General features: G+C 55.3%; 26 protein-coding genes. 13 read left to right on the top strand and 13 right to left on the bottom strand.

Going from position 1 to position 20,542, the window contains the following annotated elements:
• Nucleotides 1–46 precede the first annotated feature (46 nt).
• The gene (locus tag ABD920_RS18000) at nucleotides 47–289 is read right to left on the bottom strand and encodes a DUF6952 family protein (protein WP_345160909.1); all 243 of its coding nucleotides are present in this window, start codon (nucleotides 287–289) and stop codon (nucleotides 47–49) included.
• Between the two features lie 8 nt (nucleotides 290–297).
• Nucleotides 298–618: a thioredoxin family protein gene (locus tag ABD920_RS17995; protein ID WP_345160908.1), complete on the bottom strand. Its 321-nt coding sequence runs from the start codon at nucleotides 616–618 to the stop codon at nucleotides 298–300.
• A 295-nt stretch (nucleotides 619–913) separates the two neighbouring features.
• Here ABD920_RS17995 and prfA point away from each other — a divergent pair, with 295 nt between their 5' ends.
• The 3 genes from prfA (at nucleotide 914) to ABD920_RS17980 (ending at nucleotide 4,130) form a co-directional block, all read left to right on the top strand.
• The gene (gene prfA, locus ABD920_RS17990; protein WP_345160907.1) at nucleotides 914–1,987 is read left to right on the top strand and encodes a peptide chain release factor 1; all 1,074 of its coding nucleotides are present in this window, start codon (nucleotides 914–916) and stop codon (nucleotides 1,985–1,987) included.
• A gap of 252 nt (nucleotides 1,988–2,239) precedes the next feature.
• On the top strand, nucleotides 2,240–3,613 hold the full coding sequence (locus ABD920_RS17985; protein ID WP_345160906.1) for a hypothetical protein: 1,374 nt from the start codon (nucleotides 2,240–2,242) through the stop codon (nucleotides 3,611–3,613).
• An 88-nt stretch (nucleotides 3,614–3,701) separates the two neighbouring features.
• Nucleotides 3,702–4,130 carry a secondary thiamine-phosphate synthase enzyme YjbQ gene (locus ABD920_RS17980; protein WP_345160905.1) on the top strand — a complete coding sequence of 143 codons (429 nt, stop codon included), beginning with the start codon at nucleotides 3,702–3,704 and terminating at the stop codon, nucleotides 4,128–4,130.
• Between the two features lie 145 nt (nucleotides 4,131–4,275).
• Here the strand turns inward: ABD920_RS17980 and ABD920_RS17975 are convergent, their stop codons facing one another.
• Genes ABD920_RS17975 through gpmI form a run of 3 tightly spaced genes read right to left on the bottom strand, consistent with a single transcriptional unit; the run spans nucleotide 4,276 to nucleotide 8,000 of the window.
• The gene (locus ABD920_RS17975) at nucleotides 4,276–5,835 is read right to left on the bottom strand and encodes a M43 family zinc metalloprotease (RefSeq protein WP_345160904.1); all 1,560 of its coding nucleotides are present in this window, start codon (nucleotides 5,833–5,835) and stop codon (nucleotides 4,276–4,278) included.
• A gap of 57 nt (nucleotides 5,836–5,892) precedes the next feature.
• Nucleotides 5,893–6,468 (bottom strand): hypothetical protein, encoded by a 576-nt coding sequence (locus ABD920_RS17970; RefSeq protein WP_345160903.1) that lies wholly within the window; start codon nucleotides 6,466–6,468, stop codon nucleotides 5,893–5,895.
• Nucleotides 6,469–6,473: 5 nt separating this feature from the next.
• Complete coding sequence (gene gpmI / locus ABD920_RS17965) at nucleotides 6,474–8,000, bottom strand: 2,3-bisphosphoglycerate-independent phosphoglycerate mutase (protein WP_345160902.1); 1,527 nt, start codon at nucleotides 7,998–8,000, stop codon at nucleotides 6,474–6,476.
• 227 nt (nucleotides 8,001–8,227) lie between these two features.
• Here gpmI and ABD920_RS17960 point away from each other — a divergent pair, with 227 nt between their 5' ends.
• From ABD920_RS17960 to ABD920_RS17935, 6 genes are all read left to right on the top strand, one after another.
• Nucleotides 8,228–8,641, top strand: coding sequence for a DUF4783 domain-containing protein (locus ABD920_RS17960; RefSeq protein ID WP_345160901.1), 414 nt, complete (start codon nucleotides 8,228–8,230; stop codon nucleotides 8,639–8,641).
• A 66-nt stretch (nucleotides 8,642–8,707) separates the two neighbouring features.
• A complete protein-coding gene (gene nadC, locus ABD920_RS17955) occupies nucleotides 8,708–9,568 on the top strand; it encodes a carboxylating nicotinate-nucleotide diphosphorylase (protein ID WP_345160900.1) in 861 nt (286 codons plus the stop codon).
• Between the two features lie 123 nt (nucleotides 9,569–9,691).
• Nucleotides 9,692–10,300 (top strand): hypothetical protein, encoded by a 609-nt coding sequence (locus ABD920_RS17950; protein ID WP_345160899.1) that lies wholly within the window; start codon nucleotides 9,692–9,694, stop codon nucleotides 10,298–10,300.
• Nucleotides 10,301–10,387: 87 nt separating this feature from the next.
• Nucleotides 10,388–10,672: a hypothetical protein gene (locus tag ABD920_RS17945; RefSeq protein WP_345160898.1), complete on the top strand. Its 285-nt coding sequence runs from the start codon at nucleotides 10,388–10,390 to the stop codon at nucleotides 10,670–10,672.
• 171 nt (nucleotides 10,673–10,843) lie between these two features.
• The gene (locus ABD920_RS17940; RefSeq protein WP_345160897.1) at nucleotides 10,844–11,581 is read left to right on the top strand and encodes an SAM-dependent methyltransferase; all 738 of its coding nucleotides are present in this window, start codon (nucleotides 10,844–10,846) and stop codon (nucleotides 11,579–11,581) included.
• 6 nt (nucleotides 11,582–11,587) lie between these two features.
• The gene (locus ABD920_RS17935) at nucleotides 11,588–12,343 is read left to right on the top strand and encodes a ZIP family metal transporter (protein WP_345160896.1); all 756 of its coding nucleotides are present in this window, start codon (nucleotides 11,588–11,590) and stop codon (nucleotides 12,341–12,343) included.
• Nucleotides 12,344–12,391: 48 nt separating this feature from the next.
• On the opposite strand, the gene ABD920_RS17930 is transcribed toward ABD920_RS17935, so the two are convergent.
• The 4 genes from ABD920_RS17930 to ABD920_RS17915 form a co-directional block, all read right to left on the bottom strand.
• On the bottom strand, nucleotides 12,392–14,221 hold the full coding sequence (locus ABD920_RS17930) for a M61 family metallopeptidase (RefSeq protein WP_345160895.1): 1,830 nt from the start codon (nucleotides 14,219–14,221) through the stop codon (nucleotides 12,392–12,394).
• 626 nt (nucleotides 14,222–14,847) lie between these two features.
• On the bottom strand, nucleotides 14,848–15,225 hold the full coding sequence (locus ABD920_RS17925) for a hypothetical protein (RefSeq protein ID WP_345160894.1): 378 nt from the start codon (nucleotides 15,223–15,225) through the stop codon (nucleotides 14,848–14,850).
• A gap of 129 nt (nucleotides 15,226–15,354) precedes the next feature.
• Nucleotides 15,355–15,798 (bottom strand): septal ring lytic transglycosylase RlpA family protein, encoded by a 444-nt coding sequence (locus tag ABD920_RS17920; RefSeq protein WP_345160893.1) that lies wholly within the window; start codon nucleotides 15,796–15,798, stop codon nucleotides 15,355–15,357.
• 22 nt (nucleotides 15,799–15,820) lie between these two features.
• The gene (locus tag ABD920_RS17915; RefSeq protein ID WP_345160892.1) at nucleotides 15,821–16,519 is read right to left on the bottom strand and encodes an alpha/beta fold hydrolase; all 699 of its coding nucleotides are present in this window, start codon (nucleotides 16,517–16,519) and stop codon (nucleotides 15,821–15,823) included.
• 189 nt (nucleotides 16,520–16,708) lie between these two features.
• On the opposite strand from ABD920_RS17915, the gene ABD920_RS17910 reads away from it, so the two are divergent.
• The gene (locus tag ABD920_RS17910) at nucleotides 16,709–17,059 is read left to right on the top strand and encodes an MmcQ/YjbR family DNA-binding protein (RefSeq protein WP_345160891.1); all 351 of its coding nucleotides are present in this window, start codon (nucleotides 16,709–16,711) and stop codon (nucleotides 17,057–17,059) included.
• 88 nt (nucleotides 17,060–17,147) lie between these two features.
• Here ABD920_RS17910 and ABD920_RS17905 read toward each other — a convergent pair whose 3' ends face one another.
• The 3 genes from ABD920_RS17905 to ABD920_RS17895 are packed head-to-tail and all read right to left on the bottom strand — an operon-like array spanning nucleotide 17,148 to nucleotide 18,735.
• Nucleotides 17,148–17,894, bottom strand: a complete 747-nt coding sequence (locus ABD920_RS17905; protein WP_345160890.1) for a hypothetical protein — start codon at nucleotides 17,892–17,894, stop codon at nucleotides 17,148–17,150.
• A 56-nt stretch (nucleotides 17,895–17,950) separates the two neighbouring features.
• Entirely contained in the window at nucleotides 17,951–18,256 is a 306-nt protein-coding gene (locus ABD920_RS17900) for a hypothetical protein (protein ID WP_345160889.1), read from the bottom strand.
• Between the two features lie 5 nt (nucleotides 18,257–18,261).
• Complete coding sequence (locus ABD920_RS17895; RefSeq protein WP_345160888.1) at nucleotides 18,262–18,735, bottom strand: GNAT family N-acetyltransferase; 474 nt, start codon at nucleotides 18,733–18,735, stop codon at nucleotides 18,262–18,264.
• A 247-nt stretch (nucleotides 18,736–18,982) separates the two neighbouring features.
• On the opposite strand from ABD920_RS17895, the gene ABD920_RS17890 reads away from it, so the two are divergent.
• The 3 genes from ABD920_RS17890 (at nucleotide 18,983) to ABD920_RS17880 (ending at nucleotide 19,910) form a co-directional block, all read left to right on the top strand.
• Nucleotides 18,983–19,186: a hypothetical protein gene (locus ABD920_RS17890; protein WP_345160887.1), complete on the top strand. Its 204-nt coding sequence runs from the start codon at nucleotides 18,983–18,985 to the stop codon at nucleotides 19,184–19,186.
• A gap of 69 nt (nucleotides 19,187–19,255) precedes the next feature.
• Nucleotides 19,256–19,438, top strand: a complete 183-nt coding sequence (locus ABD920_RS17885) for a hypothetical protein (protein WP_345160886.1) — start codon at nucleotides 19,256–19,258, stop codon at nucleotides 19,436–19,438.
• A 214-nt stretch (nucleotides 19,439–19,652) separates the two neighbouring features.
• Nucleotides 19,653–19,910, top strand: a complete 258-nt coding sequence (locus ABD920_RS17880; RefSeq protein WP_345160885.1) for a hypothetical protein — start codon at nucleotides 19,653–19,655, stop codon at nucleotides 19,908–19,910.
• Between the two features lie 59 nt (nucleotides 19,911–19,969).
• On the opposite strand, the gene ABD920_RS17875 is transcribed toward ABD920_RS17880, so the two are convergent.
• Nucleotides 19,970–20,356, bottom strand: a complete 387-nt coding sequence (locus ABD920_RS17875; RefSeq protein ID WP_345160884.1) for an Hsp20 family protein — start codon at nucleotides 20,354–20,356, stop codon at nucleotides 19,970–19,972.
• Nucleotides 20,357–20,542 lie beyond the last annotated feature (186 nt).

Genomic DNA, 20,542 nt, shown 5'->3' with positions numbered 1-20,542 from the left:
GCCCGGCATATATGCCGGGCCGCCTGCTTTGAAAAAGGAAATAATATTAGCTGATGGAAACGCGCACTTTCTGTGTGTAGGCGCGCAGGGCGGATTTAAAGTCGGTGCCGTTGTCTTCCATCTCATTCAGGATCCAGACGGCGGCCAGCACGTGTGTCAGCTGCTCGCCTTCGTCCTCACCCTCCACCTCGATGGCGGGCTGCTGCTCGTCAACAATGGCGGCTTCGGCGGCCATCAGCTCTTCCATGTTGCTGTTTTCGACAAGTTTCTTGATTGCGGGTATTTTCATGGTTCTGGTTAAGCGTCTAATTTCAGGATCAGGTTACGAACGGCCTCTTCCTTGCTGGCGGCCACAGTGTCGAGGAGTTGCCCGCCTTTGAAAACGGCGAAGAACGGCAGGTTGGTGACACCCGCCATTTTACGGGCTTCAGGGCTGTTCTCGGCGTTCACATCCACGAAAGCGGTGTTTGCGAACAGCTCGTCGTCAGAGAGGCGCTTAAACTTGGGAGAGAACAAACGGCAGTTGCCACACCAGTCGGCGTAGTATTTCACCACCACTTTTTCGTTTGAGCTGAGTATCTCGTTAAAATCGTTGTCGGTTGCTTTTATAACGGCCATTTATATATACGGTCTTTAGGTAAAAAAAATGTTACGGGTGTTGCTTTGTGTTTCCGGGTGCAAAATTAATCGTTTTGGGTGAGACATGCAGGGATTTCCGGAAAGTATTCAGCGCGCTTTGTGCCGGGGTAGCCAAAATACCGGAAACGGGCGCGCCGGCTGAAACTATAAGCGGTGGCGGCAAGGTTATAGAGATGAATGATTTACGGCGAATGAACAACTTTTTAGCCGCAATTGTATTAAAGAAACTACACTGCAATTTCGTATCTTTGCAGTCTGAAACCAGAAAAGAGCAATGTTAGACAAGTTAGAAGCCATCAATCAGCGGTTCGAGGAGGTAGGCCAGTTGCTTATCCAGCCGGATGTGGCCAGCGACATGAAGAAATATAAGTCCCTGAACAAAGAGTACAAGGACCTTGAGAAGATAGTAGTGGAATACAAGAAGTACCTGAACATCCTGAGCAACATCGACAACGCCAAGCAGGTGATTGCCACCGAGAAGGATGAGGACTTCCGCGAGATGGCCAAGGAGGAGATGGACGAACTGCTGCCGAAGCGTGAGCAGATGGAGGATTTCCTGCGGGAGCTCCTGATCCCGAAAGACCCGAACGACAGCAAGGACATCATCATGGAGATCCGGGCGGGTGCCGGCGGCGACGAGGCCTCTATCTTCGCCGGTGACCTGTACCGCATGTACAGCCGCTTCGCGGAGCGGATGGGCTGGCGCGTGGAACTGATCGACGCCACCGAGGGTACTTCCGGCGGCTACAAGGAAATCATCGTGGGCATGTCCGGCGAAGACGTATATGGCAAGCTCAAGTTTGAGTCGGGGGTGCACCGCGTGCAGCGCGTGCCGGCCACCGAGACGCAGGGCCGCATCCACACGTCGGTAGCGTCGGTGGTGGTGCTGCCGGAGGTGGAGGAGTTCGACATCGAGCTCGACATGAACGACATTCGCAAGGACCTGTTCTGCTCTTCCGGCCCGGGCGGTCAGTCCGTGAACACGACCTACTCTGCCGTGCGCCTCACCCACATCCCGACCGGCCTTGTGGCGCAGTGCCAGGACCAGAAATCGCAGCTGAAGAACTTCGACAAGGCGCTGGCGGTGCTTCGCTCGCGTATATATGAGCAGGAGCTGGCCAAGAAAAACGAGGAAGAAGGCGCGCAGCGCAAGAGCATGGTGGGCGGCGGCGACCGCTCCGACAAGATCCGGACCTACAACTACCCGCAGGGCCGGGTAACGGACCACCGCATCGGCTACACGGTATATAACCTGCCCAGCGTAATGGACGGCGGCATCGAGGACTTTGTGGAGGAGCTGCGCATCGCAGAAAACGCCGAGAGACTGAAAGAAGGCGCCGCCGCATAATTATATTGCGGTGCGTTAAATCATATAGAAGAGGATGCAGCCCGGTGTATATAGCCGCCGCTGCATCCTCTTTTATTGTTAATTGCCGGTTGTTGATTGTTAAATGGTTGAATTGCTAAATGGCTGTAGAAGTTATAGATGGGTGAGGATGTAGAATACTTGTCTGACGGTAAAGCAAATAACAATCAACAATTTAACCATTTAACAATCATCAACCAACAACCAGCAATCAGCTACCAACGATCAAACAAATTGAAATACGCCCTCGCCCTTCTGCCTTTGCTCCTGCTGCTGAGCCTGCTTTCCTGCGAGCCCAGGGACGAGGTAATCACCGATGACCCGACGGCTGTGCTGGCGTTCTCTGGCGATACGGTGCTGTTCGACACGGTGTTCGTGAGCCGCGGCAGCATCACCAAACGCCTGAAGGTATATAACCGCAACGCCAAGGCCGTGCGCATCAGCGAGATTACGCTGGCGGGGGCGGCGGCTTCCCCCTACCAGCTTACGATCAACGGCGTGCAGAGCCCGCTGGCAAACAATGTGGAGCTGCGCGGCGGCGACAGCCTGTATGTGCTGGTGAAGGTGAACATTAACCCAACCAACGAGAACCAGCCTTTCCTGGTGGCGGATTCCATCCTGTTCCGGACAAACGGGCAGCAGCAGCACGTGAAGTTGTTGGCGTACGGGCAGAACGCCTATTTCCACCGGAAAGGGGCCATCGGCACGGCGCTGTGGGATAACGACAAGCCGCACGTGCTCCTCGACTCGGTACTGGTGCAGGAGGGTGCCACGCTCACCATCCGGAAGGGCAGCCATATATACGGCAGCAACAAGGCTGTGCTGCTCGTGAACGGGCGGCTGCTGGTGGAAGGTACGCCGGAGGAGCGCGTGGTCTTCAGCGGGTACAGGCGCGAAGAGGCGTACCAGGCGGCGCCGGGCCAGTGGGAAGGCATCCGCATCCTGACCAAAAGCGGAGACAACCAGATCCGGTACACCGATATTCGCAATACCCTGTATGGCCTGCGCATCGGGAATCCGGGCAAAGCCGGGACGCTCGTGGAAGGCTGCATTATCGCAGACGCTTATTTAGACGGCATCGTGGCGTTCACCTCTGATGTGCAGGTGCTCAACACGCTGATATATAACTGCGGCCAGTATGGCTTTGGGGGGCTGGGCGGCGGCAATTACGAAGTGCTCCACTCCACCATAGTGAGCTACCACAACAAACTGGTCCGTGAAACGCCGCTGTTTGTGGTTACCGACTTTATTCCCGGAACAGAGATAGAGGACAAGGCCACCTCGCTGCGCCTTACCAACTCCATCGTTTATTCCGACAGCCATGCCATGGAAGACGAGGTGTTGATCTCGCCGTTGAGCGCCGCGACAGAAATAAGCCACAACCTGCTCCGGACATCGGTCTATATACCGAATTGGCAGGAGAGCGATAACAAGCTGAACGCGGAGCCGAAATTTAAGAAGCCCGCCAAATTCGATTTCAGCCTCGACACCCTCTCCCCTGCCAGCAACGCGGCACACTACCTGCCTCGCCTGCCACTCGACCTGAAAGGCCAGGCCCGCAGCACCACGCAGCCCGACATGGGGGCTTTGGAGCGAACAATAGATTAGCGCGTATAAGAATGCCTCCCGCTATATATATGCTATATATAGCGGGAGGCATTCACTTATTCATCAACCCAATTCTTCAAAATAAGCTATGAAGTGGTTTCAGCGAGAAGTACGGTTGCCCGCCGTTAAAAGGGGCTTTCACCTCATCACAGACCTGCTGACGGCGCAACTGCCTGAACTGGAGGATATAAAGACCGGCCTGGCGCACGTTTTCATCAAGCACACCTCCGCCAGCCTGGCCATCAACGAAGACGCAGACCCCACCGTGCGCCAGGATTTTGAGAGCCATTTCAACCAGTTGGTGCCGGAGAACCAACCTTACTACCGCCACACCCTCGAAGGCCCCGACGACATGCCGGCGCACCTGAAGGCCGCGCTGCTCGGGAGCTCTGTCACCATCCCCATCACCAACGGCAAACTGAACATGGGCACCTGGCAGGGTATCTACCTCTGCGAACACCGTAACCAGGCCGCAAAGCGGACAGTGGTGGTTACGCTGCAGGGCGAGGCTTTTTAAGCGTTTCGCGTTCCGGATTACGAGTCGGTATATATGGGTATATATAGGTGCTGAGAGAAGCAGGCATAGATCAGCAACAGCCCTATAGCATCAGTCTATATGAGAAATCCTGTTTCTTGTGTCTTGAGACTTGTATCTCTCTTGCTCACCGAAGCACGCTCACCTTCCTGACCTCTGTGCCGTTGGAGCTCTTGATGCGGAGGATATAAATGCCTTGCGGCAGGTGGCGCACATCGAGGCGCAGCACACGGTCCTTGGTTTCCTCGCTTACCAGCACCTGGCCCGTTTGGTTGATGAGTTCCACGTGGCGCACCAGCACGCGGGCGGGCTGTTCCAGGGTGATAAAATCAGGAGCCGGGTTCGGGTACACCACCAGGTCACTTACCGTTACATGGATCAGGTTTTCCTTCACCTCGGTGCTGCTGTGGTTACCGTTCGTGATCGTGAGCATTACGCTGTACCTGCCCGGCCGGGGGTAGCTGATCACGGGGTGCTGCTCAGTAGACGTAGCCGGAATCCCTCCCTCAAATTCCCAGAGCCAGGTAGTCGGCCTGAGGCCCACAGAGGCATCCGTAAACCTGATGCTATTGCCTGCTATAGCCAGCGTGTCGATGGGCGAGGTTGTCTTGAAGTTGGAGCGGAGCGTGCCGCTGCAGGCTATGGAGTTGAGGAGGTTGCCGCGGGAGGTGGCCAGCATCGTTTGCATGTAGCTGGCCTGGCCTTTGGTGAAGAGGTTCATGCAGGCATCGTCGCTGTAGTCCATATAGTTCTGGTACATGTCGCCGAAGGGGCTGTCGTCGCAGGACGACTTGACACCCGTATTGCACCCGGTGTTCTCGGCCAGCTGGTTTGGGGTGTCGTCGATGCCGTCTGAGTCGGAGCAGGAGTAGCCGTTGCCCCACACATGCCCTAAGCCAAGCCAGTGGCCCACCTCGTGGGTTGCGGTGCGGCCCATGTTATAATTCGTGTCGAAGGCGTTGGCGGGTTGCGCGCCAACAGCTTTGTAGTGCAGCACAACGCCATCAACCCCTGCCCGCGCGCCCGGTGGGGAGGCATAGCCCAGGATCTCTCCTTTGATGTTGCAGACCCATATGTTCAGGTACTGATCCCTGTCCCACCCGGCTACGCCTCCCTTCTCCGAGTATTTCACGTTGTCGAAGGCGTACTCGAATGTGCTGGTGGTTTGGGTGCGGGTGATGCCCGTCGTGAGGTTGCCTTCGGGGTCCACAGAGGCCAGGCAGAATTCGATCCTGGTGTCGGCGGCAAGAGACCTGAAGTAGTCGGGTGTGTTGAGGGTATCGGCATTGAGCCGGCGGAAATCAGCGTTCAGCACCTCCAGCTGCGACAGCAGGGCGGCATCCGAGATATTCTCCGAATTGTCGTTATAAACCACATGAAACACCACCGGGATCGTGACCACGACATCAGCCTGCAGTGGCTGCCCTTGCCCCTGCTGCGCCAGCGACTGCTGTACTTTCCGCTGTAGGTCCTCCCGCCTCGCCCTAAAGCCCGGGTCCTGCGCCTGCTGCACCGCCATATAAGCCTCCGTGGCACAGGTGCGGCCGCGGTTATTGGCAGCAGTAGTAGGCTGCTGGGCAAAGCTGGCAATGGCAAGGCTTACAGAAAGCAGTGCCGTTAAAGTAAACGTGCGCATGCGGCAGGCATAAAATTCATCTCTCCACCAGGTGGTGCATCGTAAGGTCAAGATAACGAATTATGACGAATTAGCCGCTGTTAAGGATTGATATTTAAGGGCATGCGGTTACAGGTTGGCGTCAATCTGGTAGTGCAGCGAGTCGGAAAGCACCAACTTCTGGACCCCCTGGACGCGGTAGCCGGAGATATTGCCGCTGGAAGGGTCGGCGGTGAGCTGGATGTTGCGGCGCGAGTAGAACAGGATGTTCTGGTCCTGGATCAGGGCGTTCAGCTGGCGGAGCACCCTGTCGGGTGTCATCTCGAGGCGCAGGTAGTGCACCAGCGGCTCGGCATCCTCCACTCTGTTATATTCCAGCACGATGTTCCCATCAGGCAGCACCCGCTCCTCCCTGGTGTAGTATTCCTGCAGCGCCGGGCGGTTCAGGTCCGTCTCCGCAAACACCGACAGCTCGTCTTCCCAGTCAATCTCTGCGGTCTGGATGGTCTCAGTGGGCTTTTCCTCCGTCGTTACCGACTTCAGCACCATCGGCTTCTCGGCCTGCAGGCGCTCCTGCTGCTGCTCTATATAGGCGGCTAAGTTGTAAGAGTCGCTCGCTTCGGCGGTTGTGGGCGGGGCGGGGCGCTCACAGGAAGTTGTGGCCAGCAGCAGGCCCAAACATAATATGGGGATACGGTTGGCCACAGGCACTATCTGTTTATCAGCGATATCCCGCTCATTTCGGCAGGTTGCGGCAAGCCCATCAGCTCCAGAATGGTAGGCGCCAGATCCCCTAACTTCCCTTCGTGCAGCGCCCCCTTAAAATCGTTGCTCACCAGGATGCACGGCACCAGGTTGGTGGTGTGCGCCGTGTTGGGCGTGCCGTCCGGGTTGATCATCATGTCGGCGTTGCCGTGGTCCGCAATCACGATGGTGTCGTAGCCGTTTTCCAGGGCGGTTGTGATGACACGCGCCGCGCACTGGTCTACCACCTCACAAGCGATCACGGCGGCCTCAAACACGCCGGTGTGGCCCACCATATCCGGGTTGGCGAAGTTAAGGCATATAAAGTCGGCGCTCTTTTTCTCCAGCTCCGGCACGATGGCGTCGCGGATGTCGTAGGCGCTCATCTCGGGCTGCAGGTCATAGGTGGCTACCTTGGGCGACGGGCACATCAGGCGGCTCTCCCCTTCAAACACCGTTTCGCGCCCCCCCGAAAAGAAGAAGGTCACGTGCGGGTACTTCTCCGTTTCCGCAATCCGGATCTGCTTTTTCCCCGCCCTCGCCAGTACTTCGCCCAGCGTGTTGTTCAGGTTGTCTTTTTCAAAAATGGCCGCTACGTCCAGGAAGCTCTCATCGTAGTTGGTCATCATAATATAGTGCAGGTTCAGCTTGTGCATGTTCTGCTCGTGGAAGTCGCGCTGCGTGAGCGCATCCGTGATCTCGCGGCCACGGTCGGTGCGGAAGTTAAAGCAGATCACCACATCGCCGTCCTGGATGGTGGCAATCGGTTGCTGCTGGTCGTTCACCTTCACAATCGGCAGGATAAACTCATCGCTCACCCCCGCATTGTAAGAGTCCAGCATCGATTTGATGAGGTTCTGTGACGGGGTGCCGGTGCCGTGCACCATCAGGTCGTAGGCCAGCTTAATGCGCTCCCAGCGGTTGTCTCGGTCCATGGCGTAATAGCGCCCCACGATGGAGGCGATGGTGCCCGTGGTGTGCTCGAGGTGCTGCTCCAGTTCGTTTATGTACTTCACGCCCCCTTTCGGGTCGGTGTCGCGGCCATCGGTAAAGGCATGGATATATACGTCGTGCAGTTCCTGGTCGGCGGCCACGGAGCAAAGCGCTTTCAGGTGATTAATATGCGAGTGCACCCCCCCATCCGACAACAGCCCGATCAGGTGCACCGGTTTTTTGTTTTCCTTGGCGTAAGCGAAGGCGTTGGCAAGCACCGGCATAGAGGCCAGTTTTCGCTCGGCAATGGCCTTGTTAATGCGTACCAGGTCCTGGTACACCACGCGGCCGGCACCGATGTTCATGTGCCCCACCTCGGAGTTGCCCATCTGCCCTTCCGGCAAGCCCACCGCCTCGCCGGATGCCTGCAGCCTTGTGTTTGGATAGTTTGCGAGAAGGGAGTCAACGAAAGGCGTATTGGCCTTCGCGATCGCTGAAACTTCTGGATTGGTGCCAATGCCCCACCCATCCAATATCATTAAGAGAACCTTTTTATCCATGGTGCAAATATAGCTATAATCTTTATAATGTAAGGGCGACCTGACAATGTCTCCCTATAGCGGCTACTGCCTTCGCGGCTGCAAGGTTATAACACGGGCGATAAAAGAAAAATGCATTCCGCTCTATATTTTATTTTTTGAAGATTACAGCTAACTTAGGCACACGAACAAGTGGCGCTTTCTTGGCATAGTTTTGGATGATACCAGCCCAGGATTAAAACCTTAATATGAAAAACATTAAACTCCTTGTAGTAGCATTCTCTCTTGTGTTGGTGGCCGTGTTTTTATCGGCAGGGCAGGCTTTGGCGCAGGGCGATGCGATGAACAGCGTAAAGGCGGCCATGAAGATGGGGTCGGCCAAAGAGCTGTCGCGGAACTTCGGCAGCATGGTGGAGATTACCCTGGACGGCGGCGAAGCCACCAGCTACAGCAACACGCAGGCGGAGTTCGTGATGAAGAACTTTTTCGCTAAAAACGCCCCCGTGGACTTCAGCGTGAACCACAACGGCGCCTCTGACAAAGGGCAGTTGTATGCCATCGGCACCTATGCCTCCAAAGGAGACTCTTACACGGTGTTGATCCGGATGAAGTCGGCGAACGGCAAGTACTTGATCCACTCGATGAACTTTATTAAAGATTAAGCAGATATAAATAAGATTTTCAGGAAGGCCCGGTATATATACCGGGCCTTTTTTTATTTTTGCACCGTGAAACCGACCTACTTAACCCAACAAAGCATCAGCGAGTTTATCGCAAGAGCACTGGCCGAGGACGTCGGCGACGGCGACCACTCCTCGCTGGCGGCTATCCCGGCGGACGCGCAGAACCAGGCGCGGCTCCTGATCAAGGGGGAAGGCATCCTGGCGGGGGTAGAGCTGGCGGGCTATATCTTCAAAGCGGTAGACCCCAGCCTGCAGGTAGACGTGCTGCTGCAGGACGGAACGCCGGTGAAATACGGGGACATAGGCCTGACGGTAAGGGGCAGGGCGCAGTCTATCCTGACGGCGGAGCGCCTCGTGCTGAACTGCATGCAGCGCATGAGCGGCATTGCCACCTACACCCACTCCCTGGTGCAGCTGATCGAGGGAACCGGCGCCAAATTGCTGGACACCCGCAAAACCACCCCTAACTTCCGGCTGATGGAGAAATGGGCGGTGGTGATCGGAGGCGGCCATAACCATCGCTTCGGGCTGTATGACATGATCATGCTGAAGGACAACCACGTGGACTATGCCGGCGGCATACGGCAGGCCATCACCGCCACGCACCGCTACCTGCAGGAGAAGGGCAAGAGCCTGCAGATTGAGGTGGAGACGCGCACCCTGCAGGAGGTGAAGGAGGCGCTGGAGACAGGTGGCATCCATCGCATCATGCTGGATAACATGACTCCTGCCATGATGCGGGAGGCCGTGCAGCTGATCGGGGGAAAGTACGAGACGGAGGCTTCCGGCGGTATCACGGAGAAGACAATACGGGCCGTGGCGGAGACAGGCGTGGATTATATATCGGTGGGCGCGCTCACGCACTCTACCGGCAGCATGGACATCAGCCTGAAGGCTTATAAATAAATTCGCCTTACCTTTGCGGAGCCCGCCGCAGCGGTGATTTATATATAGTATCAACATTCGCTCTGCGGGTGGGCACCTGAAGAGAGAGTAGGCAGAGAACTGAATTTCGACTTTAATACCTATATGCAGCGACCAAATCAAAAGGGCTTCCGGCCCCCACAGGGGCCTCCCCCAGGCGGAATCCGGACAAAGAAGTACCAGTTAGACAAAGAGAAGTACACCAAGATGGCCCTGGTGAAGGTGTGGCGCCACGACTGGTGGTATGCCCTGATCCCGCTGGTTTTGCTGCTGCTGCCGGCTGTTTTCAGCTTCTCGTGGTGGTGGGTGGCCGCCGCCGTGGTGGTAACGATCCTGTTCGTGCTGCTCCGCTCGGCGCAGGTCATGGGCGTGACGCAGATAGAGCAGGGGAACCCCCTGTTCGAGAAGCTGACCTATGAGATCGACAACCGGCAGATACTGATGAAGCGCAACGAGCGCGAGGGCATGGCCCTGAACTGGGACATGATCCGGAAGGCCCAGCTGCAACAGGACGCTTACCTGCTGTGGCTGCAGCCCGCCGCCGATGCCCAGTTGCCGACAGGCTGGAAAGGCTGGGTGGCCCGAAACTTCGAGACGCCCATCTTCATTCACCTGCCGTTCCGCATCTTCAACAGCCCCAACGACGTGCGGCTGATGGAAAACCTGCTGCGCCGAAAGAACCTGCTGCCGAGCGCTCCAACAACCCAACCCTAAGGGATCACCGTAAATTAGTAAAACCGAGCGCCCTGCCAGCCCAATTGAAAGGAAGGCGCTTTTAATATGATATATAAACGTACAGAAATGAATAAAAACACAATAGCATCAGTAATCGCCGCGTGTGGTTTGTTTATGGCTTCCTGCGATACGCCCAAGGACCTGAGACCAGAGGATAAGGTTTCTGTGGACTTCGTAGAGCCGGGCACGCGCACCACCTATAATGTAGGCAAGGTAAACGAGGTGCACCCTCCGGCACATGACGGGGAGATCATGCCTAACCATGACCTGGGTGGAAACACCATGCAGAAAGGAGACAGTGTAATGGAAGTGACTGAAACGAACACTGCCGCAGGCGCCACGAAAGAATAGCCGGCTTTTGCATACTTCAGGCCTGCCGCTGCTTTTTGACTGAGCAGCGGCAGGCTTTTTTTGTCCCGTTGCGGTTGGCGCCGGCAACCATATTCCGGCCTATATAGGGTTTTAGGTGCGCGGGTTAAGATAAATCCTCTATATTTGCAACACAATTGCTTTTAGACCTACATGGCGCAACAGGAAGACGAGTGGTTCAGTACCTGGTTCGACTCTCCGTATTACCACGTACTGTACAACAACCGCGACCTGCAGGAGGCGCAACTGTTTATGGACAGGCTGCTGCACTACCTCCACCCCAAGCCGCATGAGCATATCCTGGACCTGGCCTGCGGGCAGGGCCGCCATGCCATTTATATAAACCGGAAGGGCTTTGAGGTGACCGGGATCGACCTCTCGGCGAAGAGCATCGCGCATGCCAGGCAGTCCGGCAACGAGCACCTGCATTTCGATGTGCATGACATGCGCCAGGTATATAAGCCGGCGTATTTCGATTTTGTCCTGAACCTGTTTACCAGCTTCGGCTATTTCGGCAACGAGACGGAGAACGTGGTGGCGCTTGCGGCCACCGCTGAGAGCCTGAAGCCGGGCGGAAAACTGGTCATCGATTTTATGAACACCGACAAAGTCATCAGCAATCTGGTGGCTGAGGAGGAAAAAGAGGTGCGCGGGATAAACTTCCGCATCACGCGGGGCGTAGAGAATGGCTTTGTAGTGAAAACCATCCGTTTTGCCGACGGCGAGCGGGAATACCAGTTTGAAGAGCGGGTGCGGGCATTGCGGGAGGAGAACTTCATGGAGTATTTCAGCATGGCGCGGCTGCGCCTGGTGGAGGTGTTCGGAGACTACAACCTTAACCCGTTCGGGCGCGAAGAAAGCGACCGGATGATATTCGTGCTAAAGAAATAACCGCTGATGATCATCGCCATACTCGTCCTGTTTTTTACAGTAGTGCTCTCAGGTTTTCTGGTGAAAGTGTTTCCGCCCCACAACAGCAAGTGGCTGAAAATCGCCTTGTCCTTCAGCGGCGCCTATCTTTTCACCATCACCATCATCCACCTGCTTCCCGATGTGCTCCAGAACGGCGCAACCCGGTCTAACGGGGTAGGATACTGGGTGCTGGCGGGTTTTTTCCTGCAGCTGGTGCTGGAGCTGTTCTCGCATGGCGTGGAGCACGGCCATATACACCACCACGAGGGCCGCGTGGGCTCAATGCCGTTCCTGCTGCTGGGCTCGCTGTTTGTGCATTCCTTCCTGGAGGGGAGCATTCTGGTGGAGTACGGGCAGCCGCATGCCGGCCACGCGCACGCTCACGCCAGCGACAGCTTTTACCTGGTGCTGCTGGGGGTGGCGCTGCACCACGTGCCGGCCGCCTTCGCGCTGATGTCGGTGCTGCTGTCGCGGCTGGAGAATTTTCGGAAGGCGTTTCTGTGGCTGCTGATCTTTGCGGTAGGCTCGCCGCTGGGTATCTTCTTCAGCAACGTGGTGCTGCCGCAGGAGGCGCCGGACGGGCTGGTGTACACGGCGCTGATGGGGCTGGTGGCGGGGAACTTCCTGCACATCTCCACCACCATCCTCTTCGAGACAAGCCCCGATCACCGCTTCAACCGCACCAAACTCATCGCCACGCTGTTTGGCCTGGCACTGGCCCTCGGCAGCGATTTTGTCTAAGCTTCTGGCGCCCCCTTCGTAGGAAAGGAATGTGACAGGGTCAGGAAGTTACAAATCCTGCGGGCTTTTCTGGAGCAGTTGCTGGCGTAGCTGCTGCTGGGAAGGCAGTGCCTTGGGATCGTCTTCCACCACAAACTTCAGCTCCACGGGTTCCTCTGCGGGAGTGAACCTCTCCCGGTGTAACTGGTCTTTCCGCACATAGGCCAATTCCACAGTGTCTTTTCCGTTTACCTCGATCAGGGGCTTAATCAACTGGTAAATGTTCTCCTCCGTCAGCGGTTCGCCGTTCACGGCATATAGGATATCGTATTTTTCCAGCCCGAAGGTATTATTCATAGGCTCGGCTATCCAGTAAAATTTCCTGTCCTTCTCGTAGCCCAGCCTGAACTCCCCAAAAGTGAGCTTTGTGCCCTGTTTCTGGTCTGCGTAGTCCCACCCGATCTTGCTGTAGTACTCCTCGTAAGGCAAGGGCTTGCTGCCGATCACATGGTCATCAAAAAACTGCCGTATCTCAGGGTGCGTCCTGGCCACGATCACATCAATCAGCTCCTCATCCTTGAAGGGTTTGTTGGGGCCGTACTGCTTCGAGAGATCCAGCATGAGCTCGCGCAATCCCGACTGGCCGTTGCTCAGCTCTTTGAGGCGGATGTCGAGCAGGAAGCCGATGAGCGCGCCCTTCAGGTACACGTTGCTGTACATTTCCTGGTATTCGGGCTCAATAATGCGGCGGCTCATCTCCGTGAAGGACACCTCCTTGTATTCACTTGCGCGGCGCATTTTGTCCATCATCTCCTCCCGGAACGCCTCGTATGTCTTCAGCCCCTCCTGCAACTGCACCAGGTGCGAGAAATACTCCGTCACGCCCTCATACAGCCACAGGTGCTGCGAGAGCTTTGGGTCTTTAAAGTCAAAGTACTCGATTTCCTCGCTGTGCACGTTCAGGGGCGTGAGGATGTGCAGGAACTCATGCGAGGCCACGTCCAGCACCATGCTGCGCAGGTCATCGCCGGTTTGCTCGGGCAAGAAGTACATGGAGCTGTAAGAGTGTTCCAGCGCGCCGAAGCCGCCGTATTTTGTCACCGCCGACTCGCTCATCTTCGGGAAGTACATGATGAACTGGTAGCGGTCCACGGGCATGCCCCCGAAGAAACTGGTGAGCGCCGTGGCCAGCGGTTGGATCATTTCGCTGATGCTGTCGGCCCTGACCAGGCCCGTTTCTGAGTGCACGGCCACCGAGACGGTCGTGTTGCCGGTACGGAAACTGGCGGTGTCGGGGCGGCTGTACATGATCGGGGCGTCGGCGAGCCGCACAAAGTCAGCGGCCTGCACCACGTCCTGCTCCGGCGACTGGCGCGTGACGGGCAGCGAGGTGGCGGCCAGCAGGTGCGGCGGCTTCTGCACGTTCAGGGTGTAGGGCAGCATTTTATATCCCTCCAGATAGCCGTAGAAGCCAAAATGGTTGATCACGAAGTTGCTGTTGGCCTCGATGTTGGTGCCACCCGGCTGGAAGATATAATTGTCGTCTTTCGCCACATCCCAGGTATCGTCCACGAGGTACTCGAGGCGGGCCAGCTTTTTCGCCTTCTCGATCACAAACAGGTTCTTCCCCTGCTGCGAGGTCTTCAGCTTCCGGCCTTTGGCATCGTAGGCCCTGAACTTGCTGATGAAGCGGCCATAGTCTTTTTTGGAGTAAGATCCCGGAATGACGCTGGGGATGATGTACGTGATCCTGTCTTCCTTCACTTCCGGCGTGTGCACCACCACTTTCACCTTGTCGTCCGTCACGTTTTTCAGGTCAAGCGACACATTATAGGCTTGCTGCGCCACAGCGAAAGAGGACAACAGGAGCAGCGGGCTGAGGAGGGAAATGCGTTTCATAGAGCAGGAAGTTTTTTGTAATGGCCAGCCGGCTATTGCACCGGTTGCTGGCGACTAAGTAAAGATAGAAAGTAAAATTTATTTTCTATATGTTGATGGCCGCCGGAACAGCAGTATTATATATAGTTTTATATATATAAGCAGGGCCTGGGGTAATCCCCGCCAAAACGCTGTTCCGGATGCAGATATGCGAACAGCGGCAAATAAAGCAACCCAACCGGTAAGGCTGGTGCAAGGAACGCTGTTGGGCCTATATATGCCGCGCGCAGCCCGGGAGAGGTATCCTATGGTATATAACAGGCTACACTTGCCGTTAGTGAAGGATATGTCTATATAAAAGGAAAGGCCGAAGCGGGAAAGCTTCGGCCGAACACACCTTAAACAATCAACTAAACTTTGTTTTGCACTGCAGTAGCGGCATTGCTGCTATTAGAACCACTTGGTTACAGAATTGTTTCGCTCTCAGCAGATTAGTTCCAGCGAATTTTCCCCGTACGTCTTTTTGATTCTTCTTTTGTGATACCCGATAGCACAGACATAGCGTTATCCTCCCTGAGGAGCATGCACTACTTCAAGCGCAACCGGAAAGGATTCGCGGTCAGGATGCAAACGGGAAACGGCAGTAATTACAGGATAGTGGAAAGCAACGTGGCTACGAGCGCCTTCACAGTCACCATTACGGGGCTGGAGTTCGGCATAGCGTCTGCACCGTCCTCCTGGGAGGAGAAGGCATTCCGGAGATAGGAGATGGGGCTATCCAGCACCTCCTCGTCCAGCACTGATTTGCTGGCGGGCTTGGTAGCAGCCTTTGGCTTCGCTTTCGCGGCTTTGGTACCACCCGGAACGTCAACGGCTGGCGGCTGTGTATCGGCTTGTTGTGTGGCAGTGGTTGTAGTAGCACTGCCGTTGGTGTTGGCCTGGGCAGTGGGCACGATCACCAGACACAGCAGGATAAGGGCTGCCATCGGTATAAATTCGCGTACTTGTTGCCACAGCTTTTTCATGCTCAAAAGTAATAATTTGATTTATACCAAACAAGAAATCAATAGGATAATCTGTAGAATATAGTTTGCTGTATTTTGTATATATGTACCTGACCATCAAGTGTATAGATGACGGTTACTGCTGCCTGCTTACTTAACAGGGGCTGGTTGAATAACTTTCAGTTCAACGGGTATAACGCCTGCCTTTATAAAGTCGAGCCGCCTGGCCGCTTTCTCCGACAAATCCACGATGCGGCCGCTGATAAATGGCCCTCTGTCTGTGATGCGCACTTTCACGCTCTTGCTGGTGCGCGTGTTCGTGACTTTTACTTTTGTGCCGAGGGGTAGCGTTCGGTGTGCCGCTGTCAGCTTGCCACGACGGTATTTCTCACCGTTGGCCATGGTGCGCCCCTGGAACTTGCGGGCATAATAAGAGGCCTTGCCCGACTCGGTATACCCCCGCTCCCCAAATGCCGGTGCTGAGCCAGCGCAGGAGCTAAGGCAGGCGGCTACGCAGCAGATCGCGACAGCACGCTTCGCCCAAAACGAAACAATGGGAAGTAGGGTGTTGAATAGGTGTAAAGGGGATGGCATAAACATATATAGAAATCGTATATTAAACGGAGACCTGCAGGATGAATTGCCTGATCTCCTCTGTTAATCTGCTGACGGCGACGTGCTCCAGGGGGTGGCGGGTGCCCGGCAGCACCTGGAGGCGGGCATCGGGCAGCAGCCGGTAGGCCCACAGCGTCTCCTCCACGCTCACCATCGTGTCCTGGTCCCCGACCGCCACCTGCACGGGCAGCTGCAGTTGCGGGAGATTTCCGGCAGTGAGCGTTGGCTGGTTGCCGAGGTGCAGCAGCATGTCAGCGGTTTTGCGCATCACCTGCTTCCAGTCCTGCGGGTGATGGCGTCGGGCCAGGGCGGCGGCAAAGGCGGGTACCTTCTCCGCCGTTTTCTCTGGGTTCAGTAGCTTTACCTCCTTTGCTGCCGCCTCTGCAGACCAGGCGAACTTGGTGGCAAGCGTATAAATGCTTCTCACGCGCTGCGGGTGGTGCAGCGCCAGGTGCAGGGCCACGTAGCCACCCATGCTGTAGCCGAAGATATGCGTGCTTTGGATTTGATTCTCCTCCAGAAACCGCAGCACGTCCTGCACAAACAACGCCATGCTGAACGGCTCCTGTGTTACAGCCCGGCCGCTATGCCCCGAAAAATCCAGCGCATATACTTTAAACTGCCCCTGCATCGCCTGGGCAAGCGGCGTTAACGTAGCGGCGGCGCCAAGGGCGCCGTGGAGCAGTAACAGGTTTTCCATGTGTTGGTGCAGCGTAGCCAAAGGTAAGGTTTGTTGGCGCAACCGCACAAGGCCTGGCATATAAACTCAACATCCCTGCACTGCCAGCCCCTGAGCCGATGAAAGAGGAATCAGCGGATGCAGGCGGAGAAGCACTAACTTTGCACGCAGGGCCTTTTACAATCCGAAGGCTCCTTCACAAAATTTGCCATGACCATAGAAGAACTGCAGGAACTGTGCGGGCGGCTGCCGGGTGTAACGGAGGATATAAAGTGGGAACAGGACCTGTGCTTCTGCGTAGGCGGAAAAATGTTCCTGGTGGTGGGCCTGGGCGCGGTGCCGACAACCGCCTCTTTTAAAGTATCGCCAGAAGAATTCGCGGAGATGACCACCCGCATCGGCTTTGCCCCGGCGCCTTACCTGGCAAGGTACCATTGGGTGCTGACAGAGAATATAAGATATCTTCGGAGAGAGGAATGGGAGCGGCATATCCGGCAATCGTATGCGTTGGTGGCTTTAAAGCTGCCGAAGAAACTACGGCAGGCCCTGCCGCTCTCCTGATTTGGTCTTCGCAGGTATATAGAAACACAGAAGCCGGAGCCGCACTATGTGCAACTCCGGCTTCTGTGCTTTTTGGAGAGCCGCCGGGCTATTGCTTCAGTTGGTAGTTATATACCTCCATGGCCTGCGTCAACTTGTCTTTCTGGAAGAGGTTGATCACGAACTGCGCGCCCAGTATGCCTGCCCCCGCATATACCAGCGGAGACACGTTCACGCTGCCGCCATTGTTCAGGTCCTGCGAGTTGCCGAAAGAGGATATGGCACCGGCAGCCAGCAAGCCCCCACCCAAGATGGTGACCCCTGTGTTTATCCACTTGTCTTTCTTGTACCTGCGCAGCAGGTTCATGCTGGAGGCATTGTCGGCCAGGGCCTGCTCCAGGTTCTGGTAGTCTACGAGGTAAAGCGGGCCATTGTCCTTCGAGAAGAAGTAAATGCGCCTGCGGCTGGTGCGCGGGCCGCCATAGCCGTAGCTGTAGGGCGAGTAGCCGTAGTCGTAGGTGGTGCGGCTGGTGTAAAAGCGGTCGATGCGCGGGCCGTCCAGGATGCGCTTGGCAAAGTCGTCGTAGCTGTTGCCGGCTTCCACACGGGCGAAAAAGCCTTCGTCGTTCAGGAAGGCGGCCACCATGCTGGGGTTGTACTTCAGCGTGTCGTCCACCAGAAAATGGCTTGACTTAAAGATCGGGGACTTGTACTGGATTCTGTTGCCATAGATTACCTCTCCGCTCTGGAGCTGTAAAAATTGCCTGCCGGGGGGCCGCCCGTTTCCGGTTTGGGCCAGGGTGCTGTAGCCAGTCAGCAGGCAGAGTATCAGGAGTAAGAAGCTGTTTTTCATCATTATAATTAACTTAAATAAGCCCGGATTATTGTACCGATTCTTCCTTGTTTCCGCTGTTAAAAGAGCATGAACAGCATCACGGCCATGCCCAGCAGGGACAGGTACACCCAGCGCATCAGGTGCCGGCGGTGCTTGCTGGGCACCATGTTGCTGATGAGCATCACTACAAATAAAAGACAAAGCAGGTACAATAGTATAAACGTAACCGCCTTTACCCAGTTGGGGACAATGGTGTTTTCGGCCTGATATTGGTCGCTGAGCCCGATATCCGAGAGGAGCCACTGTAGCCCGAGGAACACAACTACCTCAAAAACAATAAAGTAGAACAGCCAAAGCAGCCAACTGTATTTGCCAGAGTTCATATCCGTTACAGGCTTTTGAAGAAGTGAAAGCTCTTTACATGGAAGCCCTCGCGGAAGTAAAACCGATGGGCCGCGGCATTGGTGACGTAGGCGTCCAGCATCACAGTGTCGCAGCGGTGGCGCTGTGCCTCCTGCAGCATCCAGTCCGAGAGCAGCTTGCCCACCCCGGCAGAGCGGTGCGCGGCATCCACCACAAAGTTATCCGGCTCCAGGTATTTCCCGCTATACAGCTTCGCGCTGATCCAGAAGCCCGAGAGGCCGACGCAGTGGTCTGCGCCGTTAAAGGCCGCCACCATGCGATAGCCGTTTGGTAGCATGTGCTGCAGCAGTTCCTTGTAGCGCGGCAGGCCCATACCCGGGTTTAGCTGCAGGATGAGGGGGTGCTGCGCCAGCATTTGTTCTAACCCATGCAGTTCCTGCACGGTATAGGCGGTAGCGGTGTCTGTCGGTGGCAATGGCTGGGGCATGAGTTTGGGCAAAGGGGCCGGTTCAGGGCGTTCACTGTAACTTTCCGTAAGCAAATATAAGCGTATGAAATCAATAAGCAGCAGCAATAGCCTTGGCAGGCGGTTCCTCTAATTATTATTATCTTAAGATTCTTCTTGCACCTTTAGGGCTTTTTGAAACAAAACAATGCGTATAAACCGTTAGAGTACGTAGAAGACGTATTTAATATAAAAAATGCAAGGAGGTAGTAGGGATATGAGGTTAATACGTGATATAACATTGGAAAATTATAAATACTATAGCGACGGCTCGGTGCGGAAGATATTTAGTATCGGGTACGAGGGACTTAAAACCCTGATCTTCTACCAGGATGGCAAGAACATCTTTAAACTGGTAGTGGCGAAGGAAGACGATCCTCCGATAGTGATCGAGAAGGACATTACGCGGGCAGAGGCCTTCCGCCTGATGAACACCCGCCCCTGATTCGGGCGGGTTTATTGTTTAGGGCAGATTATGCGAGATGATGCCGCCATATATTCCCCCTTGCCACCCATGATCAGAATAAAAAACCGCTATTTCAGGATCGCAGCCATTGGCCTGGTGCTGCACATCCTGCTGCAGGCCGTATTGTTTTTTGTCGTGGACCCCTATTTTGCCTCTATCCTGTCTCCCTTATACCCCATTTGGTTCATCCTGTTTATAGTGGGGTGGCGGAAAGAGCACCCGCGCCGTTAGCCCCGGTTACACCCGCTGGGTCTGCAGGGCACCTCTTCTCTTCCACGCAAACATTTTTTAAATTAGCTGTGTTGTAGTTCCGGAACACCGGGCCCTTTACCCCCCTTCCCTGGCGGGGGACCGGCTTCAAAGCCAATGGAAACAAGCATGGGCAAAGCGGGCGCTCGTCGCCATCGTCATTTGCTCATGCAGATAGTTTGTAATTGTAGTGCCTATGTCTGAAGAAAATGTGATGAACAACGAGCACCACGTGCAACACATGTTCCTGCACGTGGAAAGCAGTGACGCAGTATGCATGTTGAATATAGCCGGACACCCGTACCGCCTCCGGGAATTAGTGTTTATGATGGTAGAGAACGGCTGCCGCGTGATGGCCTCATCAGCGGACGCCTACAAAACCTTTGACTTTGATAAGGAATCTGTGGAGGTGCATGATTTCCTCACCTCCATCATCAAAGCGAAATTCATATAACCGCCCTTGCCCTTAAAACAAAGAAGGCTGCCCGTTACGGCAGCCTTCTTTGTTTTGTCTTACAACTGTTTGATCTCTATTTCCCTGGGTTGGCCGGTGCTTTCGTAATACGGCAGTTTCACCATCAACTGGCCTTCTTTATATATGGCTTCCACGCGCCCCAGGTCTACTTGTGGGGGCAGCATAAACGTGGTGTTGAACAAAGGGGCCGCCATAGCCGGGTTTTCTTTACTCTGCAGCACCGAGAAAACGCTCAATTGGTTATTGTTCAGCACTACCTTGAACGCCGCCGGGTCTACGCTTGCCGCCCAGACATTGATAACAGCGCCTTTTTTATATTTTTTCACATCAACGTATGTTTCGCTCACGCCACCACCCAAGGTGTTCAGCAAGTCGATCTGCTGTGCTATATTCTTCAGGAACTCTCTGTCTTTTATCAATTTCATTTTCTTTCTCCTCTTTCGTGTTCGGGAAGAATAATGCAAAAGCGGTGCCAAGTAATAGGGGCCAGCCTGAGCGATGGCCGGCAAGTTTTTCGGTGTCAAAATGACTTGATGCGCTGGAAGAAATTTGCGGCGGAAAGCCATATTGTCACTTTTGGGGTGATAAGGCTACAGGTATAGTGCTACTGT

Origin of the sequence: Pontibacter saemangeumensis (assembly GCF_039541895.1) — a bacterium.
Lineage (GTDB): Bacteria > Bacteroidota > Bacteroidia > Cytophagales > Hymenobacteraceae > Pontibacter > Pontibacter saemangeumensis.
The sequence above is the reverse complement of the archived record's forward strand: the minus strand, read 5'-3'. Positions and strand labels throughout refer to the sequence as shown.